The sequence below is a fragment of the Sphingomonas pruni NBRC 15498 genome, from assembly GCF_001598455.1.
In the GTDB taxonomy this organism is placed as follows: Bacteria; Pseudomonadota; Alphaproteobacteria; order Sphingomonadales; family Sphingomonadaceae; genus Sphingomonas; species Sphingomonas pruni.
Genome location: NZ_BCYZ01000004.1, coordinates 51,349 through 67,931 on the forward strand (window position 1 = coordinate 51,349; position 16,583 = coordinate 67,931).

At 63.7% G+C, this 16,583-nt stretch carries 9 protein-coding genes; all 9 read right to left on the minus strand.

Translation table 11 applies throughout. From position 1 onward, the window contains the following. Positions 1-264: 264 nt before the first annotated feature. Positions 265-3,111 carry a TonB-dependent receptor domain-containing protein gene (locus tag SPR01S_RS01420; RefSeq protein ID WP_066583878.1) on the minus strand — a complete coding sequence of 949 codons (2,847 nt, stop codon included), beginning with the start codon at positions 3,109-3,111 and terminating at the stop codon, positions 265-267. Positions 3,112-3,490: 379 nt separating this feature from the next. Further along, positions 3,491-4,123 carry a TetR/AcrR family transcriptional regulator gene (locus tag SPR01S_RS01425; RefSeq protein WP_066584075.1) on the minus strand — a complete coding sequence of 211 codons (633 nt, stop codon included), beginning with the start codon at positions 4,121-4,123 and terminating at the stop codon, positions 3,491-3,493. Between the two features lie 254 nt (positions 4,124-4,377). Then, the gene (locus SPR01S_RS01430; protein ID WP_066583880.1) at positions 4,378-5,271 is read right to left on the minus strand and encodes an SDR family NAD(P)-dependent oxidoreductase; all 894 of its coding nucleotides are present in this window, start codon (positions 5,269-5,271) and stop codon (positions 4,378-4,380) included. A 167-nt stretch (positions 5,272-5,438) separates the two neighbouring features. Next, the gene (locus SPR01S_RS01435) at positions 5,439-6,602 is read right to left on the minus strand and encodes a DUF3089 domain-containing protein (RefSeq protein WP_245661827.1); all 1,164 of its coding nucleotides are present in this window, start codon (positions 6,600-6,602) and stop codon (positions 5,439-5,441) included. A 282-nt stretch (positions 6,603-6,884) separates the two neighbouring features. Then, the gene (locus SPR01S_RS01440) at positions 6,885-8,198 is read right to left on the minus strand and encodes a glycoside hydrolase family 1 protein (protein WP_084250848.1); all 1,314 of its coding nucleotides are present in this window, start codon (positions 8,196-8,198) and stop codon (positions 6,885-6,887) included. 118 nt (positions 8,199-8,316) lie between these two features. After that, positions 8,317-9,072 (minus strand): TetR/AcrR family transcriptional regulator, encoded by a 756-nt coding sequence (locus SPR01S_RS01445; protein WP_218016681.1) that lies wholly within the window; start codon positions 9,070-9,072, stop codon positions 8,317-8,319. 92 nt (positions 9,073-9,164) lie between these two features. Further along, positions 9,165-11,489: a TonB-dependent receptor gene (locus tag SPR01S_RS01450; RefSeq protein WP_066583882.1), complete on the minus strand. Its 2,325-nt coding sequence runs from the start codon at positions 11,487-11,489 to the stop codon at positions 9,165-9,167. Between the two features lie 402 nt (positions 11,490-11,891). Continuing rightward, positions 11,892-14,618, minus strand: a complete 2,727-nt coding sequence (locus tag SPR01S_RS01455) for a TonB-dependent receptor plug domain-containing protein (RefSeq protein ID WP_066583886.1) — start codon at positions 14,616-14,618, stop codon at positions 11,892-11,894. Between the two features lie 178 nt (positions 14,619-14,796). After that, complete coding sequence (locus SPR01S_RS01460) at positions 14,797-16,476, minus strand: tannase/feruloyl esterase family alpha/beta hydrolase (protein ID WP_066584087.1); 1,680 nt, start codon at positions 16,474-16,476, stop codon at positions 14,797-14,799. Positions 16,477-16,583: the final 107 nt, after the last annotated feature.

Here is a 16,583-nt window from a genome sequence, read left to right on the forward strand (position 1 = left end):
GTGCATCGGTACGATCGGCGGACGCTTCTGATGCGAAACGCATATCAAAGTCAGCTTTTGGGAGATCGCCCGCCACCCTAGAATGTCGTACGATAACGTGCAATAATCAGATATTACTGCATTTTCCGCCTCGATTTCCATGAGCGGCAAGGCGACGCAGCACGCTGTGAAGGGGGAATCAGGCTGCAGCTCTCCCAGCACATTACGGGAGGGAGCGTCGCCGGCTTGGCGGCTACGCCCCCTCCCGCCCCCTTGTAACTCCGCCTAGAACTTCGCCCGGACGCCAACGCGGAAGCTGCGACCGATCGGATCATACAGGTCGAACCTTCCGCCCAGCCCCGGCGCCGAATATTGCACGGTTGCGGGAATTACCGGCAGGTCGACCGGATCGCGATCGAACAGATTGTCGATGCCGAAGGTCAGCGTATAGGCACCCTTCCCGTCAAGCCGGACCACGCCCGTCAGGCCGAAGGTCAGGAAGCTCTTGACCGAATTGTTGTCGACGTCGATGCCGCTGACCCAGTTGCTCTGCAGTTTACCCGGGCCGACATAGCGGCTGTTGAGCGTGAGCGAGACGGGCCCCTGCTCATAGGTCAGATAGGCGTTCGCCTTCCACTTCGGCTCACCTGGATTTAGGTCGCCGATCTGGCCGGCCAGGTTGGTCACGTTTCCGACCGCATCGACCTGCGTGAACACCGGTACGTAGGACGCCAGTCCGCGGAAGGTGACCTCGCCGGGCCCGACGCGATGCCGGTAATCGACCTCGAAGTCCCAGCCCTGTGTCTTGAGACTCGCGACGTTGACCGGAACGGTATCGATCGACAGGATCGCCTGGCTCGCGTCGCGGTGGATATATTGGCAATATTGCGTCTGCCCCCCGTTGCAGAAGACCAGCTCCTGAGCGGCGGTGACCGAGGAAATCGCTCCCTTCAGGTTGATGCGGTAATAGTCGACCGACAGCTGCAGTCCGGGGATGAAGCTCGGACTGAAGATGATCCCGGCGGTAGCCGTGTCCGCTTCCTCGGGGCGAAGCGCAGGGTTGCCCTTCGCATTGGTATATTGCGGATACGTCTTGTTTGTGACCGAGTCGAACACAGGCTGTTGGGTTAGGACCCCGCCGGAGAATAGATCGGTGAGGGTCGGCGCGCGAATATCGTGGGATAGCGTGCCGCGGATCCGCAGATCCCTGAAGACCTGATCCGAGATCCCGACCTTCCAGGTCTTCACGCTACCGCTGGTGCTGTAATCGGTGAGGCGCCCAGCGGCGTTCAGTTCCAGTTTCTGCGCAAGCGGAACGTCCTTCAGGATCGGGATCACGGCCTCGACGAACGCTTCCTTGACGTGGCGCTTGCCGTAGAAGGGCTGGAAGTTCTGGACCGCATAAGCGCGGGCAAGAGCCAGGGCATCCTGGGTCGAGGACGCTTCGTTCCGGATGTAGTCGCCGCCAAAGGCAACCGACACATCTCCCGCAGGAAGTCTGAAAAGCGTGCCTGACGCGTCCACCGACGCAACGTCGAGCTTCACGATCGAACGTTGGTAGGCGGTGCCGTGCGTATAGGCGATTGCCGCTGGCGACGCCACGCCGACCCCGAAGAGATTGAGCGGCACGCATCCGTTATTGGGGTTGGTCAACGTCGAGCGGCAGACAATGTTGTTCGTTGCTGGATCGCGGACGGCATCAACCGCGTTGTTGAAATTGCCGATGATCGTGTCGTTGTCGGCATAAAGATTGGTTAGGGACTGGCCGTGCGTGTAATAAGCGTGCCACTTCCACGTCGCCCCTATCTCTCCATCCACGCCGACGGTTGCTCGCCAGACATCGCGATTGTTGCGCGACGTCGGCGGACCGAAATCGACTGTATCCTTGCCGAGCAGCGCATATTGCTGCCCCGTAGCGAGCAATTGATCGCGGATCGTCGCGGGCAAATAGGCATTGTCCGGCCGGATCTGGATGTTGCCCTGGCGCATATAATTCAGATAGCCGTTCTCGTTATAATTGGTCCTGCCGTAAAACCCCTCGATATAGCCCTTCACCCCGGGCACCACGTCATAATCCACATGCCCGAAGATGTTGGCGTAGTTCAGCGGCGTCGAGATCGAGCGGGCGAGACCCACTGTCCTGTCGACATCGCCCCCATATTGGACGAGGCCGGACTGGTTGCCGAAATTGTAGGGCGCCAGCGTGCCGTCCGGCAGGAACTGGATGCCGCGCAACACGGTGTTGGTCTTTCCGTCAGCTCCGACGGATCCGACGAACACGCCCCCCGGGGATACGTTCGATGTCGCCGCATAGCTGACCGTGATCTGCCGCGGCTGGCCGTTGGTCGTGGTATAGGCCGGGTTGTTGACCACAGCCCTGCTCTTGAAGAAGTCGCGATCGACCAGGTCGACGCCCTTGGGCTGGTTGAGATAGTCGAACTCGACGACGAAATGGCCCTTGCCGCCGGCGAAGCTGTGACCAGCGGTCACGTTCGCTTTGACATAGCCTGCATCGCCACGGTCGGTAACGCCGCTCTCCACGTTCAGGCCGAGGCCTTGATAATCGCGATCTAGGACGAAATTGACGACGCCGGCGACGGCGTCCGAACCCCAGGCCGCCGAGGCGCCGCCCGTCACCACCTCCACCCGCTTGATCAGACCAAAGGGCAAGGTGACGGTGTCCACGCCACCAGCGGTGGTCGATTCGACGACGCGCCGGTTGTCGAGCAGGACCAGCGTCCGCGTCGGACCGAGATTGCGCAGGTTGACGAATTCCGCACCGCCGCCCGCGACGTTGATCGCGGGGTTCTTGGCCGACGTCGCGTTGCCGAAGGACGGCAACTGGTTGAGGTAGCTCGCGATCGTGGTCGGGGCCTGGCGATTGATTTCGGCCTGGCCGACAACCGTAACCGGCGTGGGCTGCTGGAAACCATTCGCGGTGATGCGCGAACCCGTCACCACGATATCGCCTTCAGGCGTGGCCGGCGCGGCGGCGGAATCCTGCCCTGCTGCGGGCTGGTCAGCCGTATTGGAGGCCGTCGAGGAGGAAGGCGCTGTCGGCGCCGACTGCGCTTGAGCCACCGACGGCAGAATGAAGAACGCGGCACCGCACAACAGAATCGCCCTTGGCATCGAACACCCTCCTCCTAGCGAATGCGCTCTCCGGCGCGTGGCAGGATCATGAGGCCCGATTGGAATAAGCGCAATGATTTTCTTTCGCTTGCTAGTGAAGGTATTTTTTGGCTCTGGCTGCCGAGCCATTCGTGATCGCCGGGCATCCCGATTGCCCGCCACTGTCAGAGTTGTCGGCCACCAACCGCCACCGCAGTTCGGTGATCCGGCGCGAACGGCATAACGGCCCTGCACCCCCGCAGGATGAAGAAGTAGGTCTTCTAGGCGTGGCGTGTAATCTGGACGCGAGCTACGACCACCCGCGTGCCGCTCGGCGGCGCAGCTCGTCGCGTTCCGACCCGCGAGCCCACTCAAATCGGGAATCGATCGCCCGGAAGCGCTATGCTGCCGCGTCGCGCTCCGCCTTGCGCTGGGCGCAAACGGCGCGGAACCCGCCGGCCATGAACGTTGCCATGCGCTTCTTGACCGCCAGAAAATCGTCGGACCGGCACAGCCCGTGCGACAGCTTGTCGATCCGCCCCGTCCGCGCGAGCGTCAGCATCAGCGCGCCAGTTACGAAATGATAGCCCCAGAAGATGTCGTCCTCTTCGCAATTGGGCAGCGCGCGCTTGAGCAGATCGATCAGGCGCAGCACGACCGGATCGAAATGCTTGTCCATCAATTCCGCGCCCCATTCCGGCGTGTTGGCGACCTGAGCGCCGAGGGCGGCATAATTCCTCCACCCTTCCCCGCCTTCGATGTAAAGGTCGAGGTCGGTGTCGAGAAAGGCGTGCAGGGCGCCCTCGATCGTCGGCTTGCCGCCGGTCTCCGTGTCATAGTCTTCCAGGACCCTCATCCGGCGCTCGCTCGTCACCTCGGCGCGGCGGGCGAAGACGGCATCGAACAAGGCGCGCTTATCGGCGAAATAGTAATTGAGCAGTGTGTGATGCACGCCGACCTGCTTGGCGACGTCCTTCAACGTGACGCCGTAAAGCCCGTGTCGCGAAAAGAGATACTCCGCCGCATCGAGGATCTGCTCGGTCGTCTCCGCGCGCTGCTCTGCCTTGGTGCTGGTCTTGCGCTTGCTCGTCCGGCTAGCGCCGGCAGCAGGCCGATTCCGAGCGCTGGGCGGGGACGATGTTGTTGCTCGGCGCACCTCTTGCGGTCCTCTTGTACGGATAATGCTCCTTTCAAGCTTGGGCGGTGGACGTCAAGCGGGCGGACGGGGCGGACGCGCAGTGGCACTCCGCCGCGTTGCGTCGGCGGTCGGCGGTCTGCGACCGACGATCAGTGCTGTAAGGCCATCGTCGGCAGATCGTGTCCGGCACTGGCGATTTCACGCTCGGCCTGCGTGAATCCGTAATCGGGCACGACCTCACCCACGCGATCGCTGACATCGTCCCAGGCGGCGACCACACCCTCGGCCGCCTTGGCGCCGCCGCCAACATAGGCGCCATGGGTAAGCGTGACATTGGCGCGTGCGAAATGCCCGGCGCCGGCGCACAGGATGGCGCGCATGGGTGCGTCTTCCCTCACCAACGCGAACAGGCCGGGGCTGACCAAGTCGGGGGACAATTGGCCGAGCGCTTCGGACGACAATACGCCTTGGGTCATTTGCGTGGCGGCGGTCGGTGCGAGGCAATTCACACGGATACCGTATTTCTCCCCCTCAAGGGCGAGCGTTTGCATCAGCCCGACCAGCGCCATTTTCGCGGCTCCGTAATTGGCCTGGCCGAAATTGCCGTAGAGGCCGGACGACGAGGTCGTCATCACGATACGTCCGTAACGCTGATCGCGCATGATGTCCCAGACCGCCTTGGTGCAGATGGCGGCGCCCATCAGGTGGACGTCGACGACGAGGCGGAAGTCAGCGAGGTCCATCTTGGCGAACGACTTGTCGCGCAGGATGCCGGCATTGTTGATCAGGATGTCGATCCGGCCCCAACGCGCCATGACGGTTTCCACCATCCGTGCGATGGCCTGCTCGTCGGTCACCGAAGCGCCGATCCCGATCGCGTCGCCGCCTTGCGCGACGATTTCGGCCGCCGCCTGCTCAGCGGCCACCGCGTCCATGTCGTTGACGACGACCTTGGCACCCAGGCTGGCCAACAGCCGCGCGTGGGATTTGCCCAGCCCGCCGCCCGCGCCGGTGACGATAGCGACACGATCCTGCAGATTCATCCTCAGCTCCCTTTATTCACTATCTCGTCAGTTAACGAAATACCGGTCGAACGCAATACAAGGCGATCATGCCGCAGAACTGAAGGATCACGGACGAGGAAAACGGGCGGACGCTAGGCGCCCGCCCAGTGGGGAGTTTCCGAAACCTTCATCGATACGCGAAATGATTAATGCTTCGCGGCAAGGAAGGTCTTCGCCTGGGTCCTGACGACGTCGATCAGATTGCCCATCGCAAGGTTCATATCGATCCGGTGCAACCCCCAGTCCGGCAGCTTGCGGCCGTCGATGATCACGTCGCCGACGATCACATTGGTGCGCTTGCCCGACGGCGTCGGGTGGATGGTGATGGCCAGGAAATTGTGATCGGCTTCGCTGCGGCAGTCGGCGCTGAGCAGGCCGGGCACCTCGACGAATGGTTCGGCGATCGTCTTCGGCGGATTGGTCCACGGGCCCTGCTGTTCGCCGCTGGCGGTCACCATCTCGGCGCCTTCGCCAAGATAGGCGTGGAGCGGCGCATCGCCGCCGGCCAGCGCGGCCGGATTGACGCACGCCGCTTCGAGACCTGGTCCGGCCGAGGCGCCGAACAGCTTGGCGCCGGCCGGCGGTGGGCTGTCGGCGCGAAACGACGCGAAATTGATCGCGCAGCCGATCTGCCCGACGGCACGGCAAAGCGGGATCGCCTTGAAATCGCCGCCGACATCCTTGCCGACCGGGACCTGCAACCGATAGCCGGCGAGGATCACCGACACCAACCGACGCTGTACGGGTTTTCCGTCGATCTCGTTCTTGACCAGTTGGGCAAGGATGCCCGAGCCCTGCGAATGGCCGACCAGCACGACGCCGCGGCCATGATTGTCATGGGCAAGATAATAGTCCCAGGCGCGCTTGACGTCGTCATAGGCCATCTGCCGATCGGCGGGGATTGGCGTGCCACGAATATTGGCATGCAGCGCCGATAGCGTCACTTGCCGGTACAGAGGCGCGAAGCGCCGGCAGACCGCACCGAATCGGGCAAATTGCTGGTTGATGACGGCGATCTCTTCCTGCTCGGCCCTCATCGAGGCGTTGCCGCCGGGGTCGCGCGACACCGTGGGATAGACATAGAAACAGTCGATCGACGCCTTGGGATCGGCATGGAATCGTTCGATCGTGGTCGACCCGTCGGCCCGCAGGACGACCGCGTCCTGATTGGATCGCGCGCAGGCGTCATTCGGCTGGTCGGGTCGACACAGCCACGATGCCGGGTTGGCGTAATCAGGTGTTTCGGACGCCACCACCGGCGCAGCGACGGCGGGAACCGCTTGCGGCATCGTTAGCGCGAAAACCGCCACCGCCCCGGCGATCCGCGATCGTATCGCCCTGTTAGAGCCTGATCCCGAGTGTCGCTTCGCCCTCGCCTGCCGCATGCCGCTCTCCCTTTCGGCCGTCCGCCGATTGCTCGCATTTGGCACCCCAAAAACTGCAATGTCAAACATTCACTGTGTTGTGAGGCAATATCTTTTTCGTGCTTCGCCCGGACGTTACAGCCGCCCGTTGGCCCGCATCGCAACGGGTCGAGCCAGAAGGATGGAGCGTGAAGTCTGCCGATTCTCCAGCTTCGGCCAGCCTAGGGTTCATCGCCGTTCCTGGATCAGGCGCGCGAAATGGCGCGCACTCGGCTTCACGGTGCGCGCGAAGGTGTGCGGGTCGACCGAGACCATTCCGAAATGTTGACCATATCCCTGCGTCCACTCGAAATTGTCGAGCAGCGACCAGTAGATGTAGCTTTTGACGTCGATGCCGTCCTGCTGGCACTTTTCGACTTCGGCGATGCTCGCGTCCAGCCAGGCGACGCGGCGGGTATCGTCGTCGGTCGCGATGCCGCTTTCGGTCACGAAAATGGGTTTGCTGGTCTTTCGCGCGGCGAACCGGATGATCTCGCCGAGCGCCTGGGGATAATATTCATAGCCCGCCGCGGTGACGGCCGCCCCGGTCGGAGGCGGTAGCATCCCCTTCGCGTCGAAGCGCATCCGCGTATACACCTGGACACCGACGAAATCGCTGGAGTTCACCGCGTCCCACCAGTCGCCATAGAGCATCTGTTCCATTGCCGGTGCCTTGCTGTTCTCGCCGACCGGCTGGATCGCCTGCGTGGTGAGCGTGACGCCCACCGGAAAGTCGCCGGGGCCGGCCTTGATCGCCTGATATCCCTTCTTCTGTGCGTCGAGCAGGTGTACGTCGATGCTCTCCGGTTCGGAGAACAGGATCGATGAGAAGGCCGGCGCATTGGTCGCGCGCGCGGCGGCGGCGAGCATCGTGCGCCGCTTGCCGATATATTCGGGCGTGGCCGCGGTGCGAAACAGCGCTGCGAGCCGGTGGATATTGGCCTCGTTGAACGGCGAGGCCATGCCGATCTGATCGCCCAACGCCCGCGTGGCGCGCTCGCAGAAGCGCGCGAACAAATCCGCGCTGTCGGGCACTTCCCATCCGCCGCGACGCGCAAACCAGAGCGGCACGGTGAAGTGATTGAAGGTGACGATGGGCAGCAAGCCGTGCGCGCGGCACGAAGCAAGTACGCGGACATAATGATCGAGTTCGGCCTGGGAGAATCGGCCGGGCTCCGGCTCGATCCGTGCCCATTCGATGCCGAAACGATAGCAGTTCAGCCCGACCGCCCGCGCAATCGCAAAATCGCGCTCATAGAGGTGATAGCTGTCGCAGGCGTCGCCCGAGGGGTTTTTGTAGACGGTCTCGGGCAGGTTCTCGAGCAGCCAACTGTCCGAATGGACGTCATTGCCTTCGCTCTGGTGCGCCGAGATCGCCGCGCCCCATAGGAACCCTTTCGGCATCGGGCGACGTGGCGCGGCATGGCCGGGAAGCGCGTCGACGGCGGCCGCGGCCGCCAGTCCCGCCATGACAGTCCGGCGCGTCGTATCGAATTCAGCCATGTTCAGCCCTCGATCGTAGTTTGTCGATTTTCCCGGTCGTCGCGAGCGGCATCGTCGTCACGCTGATGATCGCATCGGGCAGCCACCAGCTCGCGACCCGTCCATCGAGAGCGCCGGGCTATTCCAGTTTGTCTTTCCGCGAGGCCGCGCAGATCGCCTTGAAGCCCGCCGCCATGAACGTGACCATATGCTTCCGGATCGACGCGAAATCGTCCGACGAGCAAAGCCCGTGCGACAATTCATCCAATCGACCGGTACGCGCCATATTGTGGGTCATCGCACCCGACAGGAAATGAAATCCCCAGAAGATCGTCTCTTCATCGCAATCGGGCATGGCCTTCTTGAGCAAGTCGACAAGGGCCAGGCCGACCGGGTTGAAATAGCTCGTCATCTTGGCCGCGCCCCAGCCGGCGGCGCTGTTGGCCTGAGCGCTGATCTTGCCGATCGCCGCCCAATAGTTGCGGTCTTCGAGGTGCAGCCTGAGGTCGGGGTCGATCCAGGCATTGAGCGCGCCCTCGACAGTCACCTTGTCACCGGCTTCCTCCGCGTAGCGACGCAGTTCGTCGAGGCGGTTCTGCGTCGAGGCCGGCACCTTGCGCGCCCAGACCGCCTCGAAGATGCTTTCCTTGCCGTTGAAGTGATAGTGGATGAGCGTCGAACTCACGCCGACGCGGGCGGCGACATCCTTTAACGTGAAGCCGTGATAGCCGAATTCGGCGCACAATTCCTCCGCGGCGTCCAGGATGCGCTCGATCGACGCTTCGCGGACGCGCTCCTTGTGCGTGCGCGCCCGTGGACGTGGCGGGTCGGTCTTGGCTGGCGTCTTCTCGGTGCCCATGGAATCGAGCGTGCCGGTCCGCATCGCACGCGTCAACGGAGGTTTCCCGCGGCAGCGGCGCCCGTCGGCCGCGGGATTTCGCCAAGGCGTCGCATCGAGCAAGGGATCGACATCACCGCTCCCCTCGCTCAGAAGCCGTAACCGACGCGGACGCCGAACGTCCGCGGGCGCAGGATCGCGTAGCGGCTGTAAACGAACGCTTCCGGGTGCACGTAGGTGGTGGCTCGGCTGTTGCCGAGATTCTCGACATAGAATGTGGTGCTGAACCTGCCGATGCGCAGGCCGGTTTGCAGGTTGAGATAGGTATAGGCATCGGACGGCGCGTAGAGCGGGCTGGGGACCCCCGCCTTGCCGGGCGTATTCGGGAAGCCGTTGGGGAACGAGCCGACATGCTCGATCTGGAAGCTGGTGAAGCCCGACGCGCCGCTGCCGATCGCGTAATTATAGCTGCCGAACAGCGCGCCCTGCACGTGCGGCGAGGCCAGCCGCGCACCCTTGACCGCCCCTGAAATGATCGCCTGCTGAGCCGTGATGTCGGTCACCTTGGCGTCGTTGAGCGAGCCGTTCAGCCCGAAAGTGAGACCGCGCGCCGGATTGATGGTGATCTCAACCTCAAGACCCTTGCTGACCGCCCCCTTGATATTGGTCGCGAACTGGATGGAATCCGATTGCCGATTGGCCTGCACCTGGATGTTGCGCCAATCGATATAATAAGCGGCGAGATTGGCGGTCAGCTTGCCGCCGAACCAGCGGCCCTTGGTCCCGATCTCGTAATTGGTCAGGCTGTCCGAGGTAGCGCCGGCTGGAATGACGAGGTCATTGGGATTGACGGTGCTCACGCTGCCGGCCCGTGCATTATAGACGGGCGTGCGGTAGCCGGTCGACACCGTGCCGTAGAAGGTAAGGTCGCGCGACGGCTTGTAGGTGAGACTCGCTTTCCATGAGGCCTTGGACGCGGTCGGATATTTGGCCGTGGATGCGCCATTGGGCACCTTCGCCAAAGGCCCGGAAATGCCGAACAGTGCATAGGTGAAATAGGCCGAATTGAAGCCCGGGAAGGTGTCCACCGTGCCCGAATAGCTGCCGTAGCGCAGACCGCCGGTGACCGACAGCTTGGGCGTGAAATGATAGGTCAGTTCGCCGAAGCCCGCGAGTTCGCTGGTGCGGCTGTCGCTGGCGAACTGATAGAAGGTCGCGTCGGCCGGCAGGCCGGTGATGCCGCGCGCGGCAAGGAAGGCCGGCGTCGACGTTTCGCGCCCGTCGAGAAACGAGTCGCGGTGGAGATAATAGGCGCCGACGGTCCAATCGAACTTGCCGCCTGGATCGGAAGCGAGCCGGGTTTCCTGGACGAACGTTTTCCAGATGCCGTGATCGTAGAGATAGAACGGAATGGCCTTCTGGATCGGTACCGCCGCGCTGGCGAACGTGCCGGTCAGATCGACAATGAACAGCCCGTCCTGATAGGCGTAGCTCGACGTGCTGGTCAGGTGGAAGCCGTCGAATTGGTACTCGATCGTCCCGCTGTAGAGCTGGGTCTTCGAGGTGTAGAGGTCGGGGATCGTCGAATAGCGCTTGCGGTCACCCAGCGAAGGTGTCGTCAGCGAGGCATCCTGAGGGTGGCTGTTCTCGTAAATGCCGGTCAGCCGGATGCTGAACCGGTCGGTCGGCTTCCACAACAGGCTGGCGCGGCCGCCCCAATCCTTGAGCGTATTCGAGTTCTTCACGCCGGTGCCGAGATTATCGATATAGCCGTCCTCGTGCCGGTAGAAGCCGACCACGCGCAGGGCCAGCGTGTCGCCAGCCAGCGGCACGTTGATCATGCCGTTATAGCGCTGCCGGATGCCGCCGCCGTCCGGCGTCAGGCCGATATCGGCAAGCGCCGACGCGTCGAACTTGGTGAGGTCGGGCGCCTTGGTCAGAATCCGCAGCGCGCCCGACAACGAGCCTGACCCGAACAACGTGCCCTGCGGCCCGCGCAGGAATTCGACCCGCTCGATATCGTAGAGATTGGGATCGAGCGTCACCGAATTGCCGATGGTGGTGAGCGGAAGCTCGTCGAGATAGACAGTCGTCGTCGCTTGCAACCCGGCCTGATAGCCATTGGTCGAAATGCCGCGGGTAGTGACGCTGATATTGTTACTGCTGCGCTGGTCGAGCACGACGCCCGGCGTCTCGCGGGCGATGCCTTCGAAGCCGACAATGCCCTTCTCGCTGAGCTGCGCCTGGGTGAAGGCGGTGACGCTCATCGGAACGTCCTGGAGACGCTCGCTGCGCCGGGTCGCGGTGACGACGATGTCGTTGGGGTCGGTCGAGGCACGATCGTTCTGGCCACCGGCCACGCCAGAGGCGCCGCCCGACGAAGCCGATACATCCGGCGCCGGCGCTATTTGTGCGGCGGCGGGATAAGCGGCGGCGAGCGCGATCAGCGACGACGTGCAGATTAGCTTCTTCATTGTCCTCTCCCCTCATTCGCCGCCGCGCCTTGGTGACGCCGTTTCGCGAATTGGGAGGACTTGGCATTCTACCTCGATCGATGTCAATACTGACTTACCTGTCAGTCAGTTTGTTAGTGAAGCGCAGACTGCGATAATTGCACGAAGCTCCTAAGCTCGGTGACAATCACAACCTGCCGTGGATTCACGCTACGGGTGGATCGAGATATCCCGGCTGACGCTCAGTGTGCGAAGATCGAGCCGCATTGTCCGGCAAGCCGAGCGGCCCCAGGCGTAGCGGGGAGAACAATCGGCTATTTATGAAGAGGGTGCTATGAATCGCTCGTACGCGCAGTCCATGCTTCGAGGCGATGATCTATCTCACCGCCGCTGCCATCAACGCACAGTGAATCCCCGCCGATCCTAGAAGCTCTTGCGCAGGTTCAATGCGACGTAACGGCCGATCGGATTATAGGCGCCGCCAATGCCATCGGTCGCGGGGAAGAAGGGCGGGCGCTGGTCGAGCAGGTCGTTGATCTCGACCGCCAGCTGCGTTCCCTTGGCCAGCCCGACATTGGGCAGCTTCACCGAGAAGCGCAGATCGACAGTGGTGTAAGAGCCGGCGCTGTAGGTCGCCGTGCCGGTAGGCGTTGCGTACAGACCGGTGACACCATGGCGATAGTTGACGAAAGCAATTGCGTTGACCGGACCGACCTCTGCAGCCAGCGTGCCGCGCAAGGTCGCCCTGGGCACGCCGAGATCAAGCTGGTTCGATACCGGGGCGGTCGGTGACAGCTGGGTCTTGTAGGTGAAGATGTAATTGCCAGCGACGCCGGCATAGATCGAACCGAACTTGGTCGGTTGGCGATAGCCGATGTCGAAATCCAGACCCGTCGTGTCGCGGACGCCGAAATTGCCTTGCCGGAAATCGAGCAGATTGCCGATTGTCGGCAGTGCGCCCGGCACGAAGTTCACCGGAACCGCGATCGCAAGCAGACTCGCAAGCTGTGCTGCGGTCGGATTGCGGAAGACGACTGCAGCGAAGGTCGGGTCGGTAAAGGCAATGCTGCCACCGGGCGTGCCGATGACGTTCGTGTAGTGAATGTCGTAATAGGTCGTGCTCGCATGGAAGTTGGACAGGCCGCTCGGACGGAGATCGGCCCCGACCGACCAGGTCCGCGCCTTTTCCGGCTGCAGGTTGCGATTGCCGCCCAGGAGAAAAACCGTGTCGACCTGTGCAGCGCCACGCGTAGGATCGCGCAACGAGCTGCCGGCAATGGCGGCCGCGTTGAAATAATAAGCGCCGACGGTCGCGCCGACATCGCGTAGGCCGGGCGCCCTGAACGAGGTGCCGTATGTGCCGCGAAGGGTGAGGCCGGCAACGGGCTGCCAGTTCAGTCCGACCTTCGGATTGGTGGTCGAGCCGAAGTCGCTATAATGATCGTAGCGCGCCGAGACCGACAGGGCGAGGCTGTGCATCAGCGGCCGGGCATTGCCGTCGCCGAAGATCGGCACGAACAATTCGCCATAGACCGACTTGACGTTGCGATCGAGGTCCTCCGGGACCTGGTTGCCGCCATAGATGCCGCGCTGCTTGAACGATTCGTGCCGATATTCGGCGCCCACCGCAACCTTCAGCTTGCCACCGGGCAAGTCGAGCAGCGAGCCGTCGATCTTGGCCGCACCGAGATACGTGCGCTGATTGATCGTCAGGTCGCCGGCATAGTCGGTGATCGCCGCAGCGACCGCGGGCGACGTGCCGTTACCGAACGGATCGAGCGCCGTTGCCGCCGTAGTCCCCGCGGCCGCCGCATCGAGCGCGGCCGGATTGATCGCCGGCAGATACGAATAGTTGGTCGCCCAATCGTAGGTGCCGTAGACGCTGAGCTTGAGGTCGGCGGCCAGCTTCGCGTCCAGGCCGGCGGAAGAATTGCCCGCCCTCACCCGGTAGATATTGTTGATATGATCGGCGCCATAGAGATTGTCGGTGCGGAACTGGACGAACTCGACGGTGGCGCCTGTCCCGGGCGGCGTCCGGAAGAAGGGATTGGCGAAGCCGGGCAGATTGTAGAGGATCACCCCGCCCGACGCGCCCGCGCCGGCCGGCGGCGCGGCGCGCACGACATCCTTGCGATCCGAATAGAGCAATTCGCCCCACAGGGTGATGCGGCTCTCCAGATCCTGGTGGCCGCTGACGAATGCGCTATGCAGCCGCGACTGGGGGACCAGATCGCCGACCGCGCCATTGTCACATAAATTCTTCGTGCCGGGTGCCAGAGCGGGCGTCGCATAGCTGACTGCATAGGCGGTGGTATTGACCAGCACATTGGCCGCGGGACAGACCGTCGTGCGGCTATCGACACCGCCATAGGGCCGAAAATCGACCACCCGATAGTCGCGCTGGGCGCCAATGATGTCGCTGTTCTGGGCATATTGATAGGCGGCGAGGATCGAGCCGCTGCCCCAATCGTGCCCGGCGAGAATGCTGCCGGAGAAGGTGCTGTAATTGTCGGCCATTCCGTAGCGGACCGAGGTGTCTACGCCCGAATAGCGCTTGCGGGTGATGAAGTTCACCACGCCCGCGACTGCGTCCGAGCCGTAAATGGCGGAAGCGCCGTCGGCGACGATTTCCACCCGCTCGATCGCGAGATCGGGAAGGAACGGAAAGTCCGGGCTCGTCTCGTTCGTCCCGCCCGCGACCAGGCGGTGGCCGTCCATCAGGGGCAGCGTCGCGCTGGAGGGAAGGCTGCGAAGGCCCGGCGCAAAGGCGCCGACGCCACCGCCTTCGGCGCGGGGCTTGGTGTTGAAGCTGTTGAGCTGCGGCACGCTTGCGAGCAGGTCGGCGGTCGTACTGGCACCGATCGTCCTGATGTCCTCACGCGAGACGCTGATCAGGTTGGAACCCGTCGGCGGCACGCCGCGAATGCTAGATCCGGTCACAACGATATCGGGGACCCCGGCGGCCGCTTCCTTCGCGTCCTGGCTATTGTCCGATTGCGGGGGCGGATTGTCCGCCGGGGAGGCCGGCGCGGTGGATTGGGCAGTTCCGCTGGTCTGTGCGTGGGCGGGAAGCGCCGCGACCATCGCGATCGCCAGCAACGAGGTGCCTGACAGCGTGAATCGATTGCCGAACATGCGAGCCTTGAGCATGTGATCCTCCCCTATGCCCTGCCCCTCGCGCGCGGGATGACCCTGCGCCGGGGGCTTGGCCGCATGATTGTCGAATTGGGCCCGTGAGGCGATGGCGGGTGTGACGGGCTGATTTAACCGAAATGACCGGTTCGGCCCCGCCAAGCGGATCAGGACGAGCGTCGACGCGCGTGATCAGTTACGACTTGGAGCCCCCCGCCGCCCGGCCAAGCGATTTGGCGGTGCAGACGAAATTCTCCGCCGCTTTGGTCGGTCCCGTGCCCGTGTACCGCGCCACCTGCGGATACGGACAGAGCGGTCGCTGCAGTTCGACCTGCCCCGGCTTGCCCGCGACGAACTTGGTCGCGACGATCCGTTGGGGCGCACGCCGTTGCTCGGTCCAGGCGATTAGCGCCGCGAACAGGTCGTCACTCGCGTCCTTGACGGGCGGCGGCGGCAAGGTGCCCAGCGCCGAATTGAATATGTCGGGACCAGGACCGCCGCCGCAATGCATGACGCCCGGCACCATGAACAGCCGCGCATTGCGCTGCAGCGCCGCCATCCCGCCGAGCGCGCGCGCCTGTCGCTCGTAAAAGGCGACCGACTGCGCCGGCGGCACCAGCGAATCCGCCAGGCCGTGATAGATGATCAGCTTGCCCCCGAGCGCGGCGAAGGCGCGCAGGTCGCCACGCGTCGCATCGTTGACATCGGGCCCGAGCTTTGCGTCGACGACCGGCATGTCGCGATCGACATCGAAGCCGCGCCAATCCCAATTGGCGCCGAACACCCATTTGAACAGGCCGCCGAATTGGGGGCCGCCATTGGCCGCGCTCTCGAGGAACGACCAGCCGAACCGGCCGGGGCCCTCGCTGCCGATCGGCCAACCGAAAAAGGCGGCACGGCCGTCGCGCAAGGTCGGGCCGCTGTAGAAGGCCCGCGCCGTCGCCACCTCCGCTGGTGTCAGGCATTGATCGCCGGCGGCTCCGTTACAGGCGAGTTCGGCGGGATCGAAACGGCAGCCCAGTGGATCGGTGATGAACGGATCCCCCGGCACGCCATGACCCTGCCGGTTGCACTCGGCCGTCGCCGCATTGTTCAGAAGCCGGAGCTTGGCGTCGGACAGAAGGCTGCCGAGCGTCCGGTTGGCCGCCTGGAAGTCCCACGCCACGGCGGCGTGCCCCCAAGTGCGGTTGATCACCGGTGCGCCGACCAGCAGACCGTTGTAATCACGGGGATAATAGAGCGCTTCGATCAGGCCCTGCTGCCCGCCGGTCGAGCAGCCGGTATAATAAGACCGGGTGACGCCACGGCGATAGAAGGCCGCTGTAATCGCCTTGCCGGTCACGGTCATCACATGGGTCGACAGGCGTCCCCAGTCCCTCCACTTGCGCGGATGGCCGATCAGCGCGTCGCCGTAGAGCGACGTCGCCGGCGCAGTCCCCGTGTCGGTCGTCGCGGTGGCATAGCCACGCCGCAATCCGGCGATCATGCTCCCATAACCGGCCTCGAGCGTTCCCCCGAAACCGCCATTGCCGTTGCCGTGGAAGATGCCCGCCCAGCCCTTAGCGGGCAGCCACACTTCCACCCCGATGTCGGAATCCGGCGCCGAGCGCACGCGGGCTACCACCCGGCAGAAGGCAGGAAGATCGGCGAGACCGGGCGACTTGAAGGTCGCGGCCGGATTATCGACCATCGTCGCGCTGACGATCAACGTATCCGCCAGCCGCAGCCCCGAAAGCGCGGCGCAGCGCGACGTCGCAGACGCCCGATCCACCGACGGCCGGGCGAAGGCCGGCGAGGCCAATCCGCTTGCGGCGATCGCCAACCCGGTGAACACCAGCCGACACAGCGTGGGAGAAACACGCCTGGATTGCGTCATTGGAGCGCCCTTTGCGGCGGGCACCCGATTGTTGAGCGAGAGCGCGTTGGGGACAGCATGGCACTTAGCGATCATACCCATCTCTCCTACCGCGTTGTTTTCGCGAC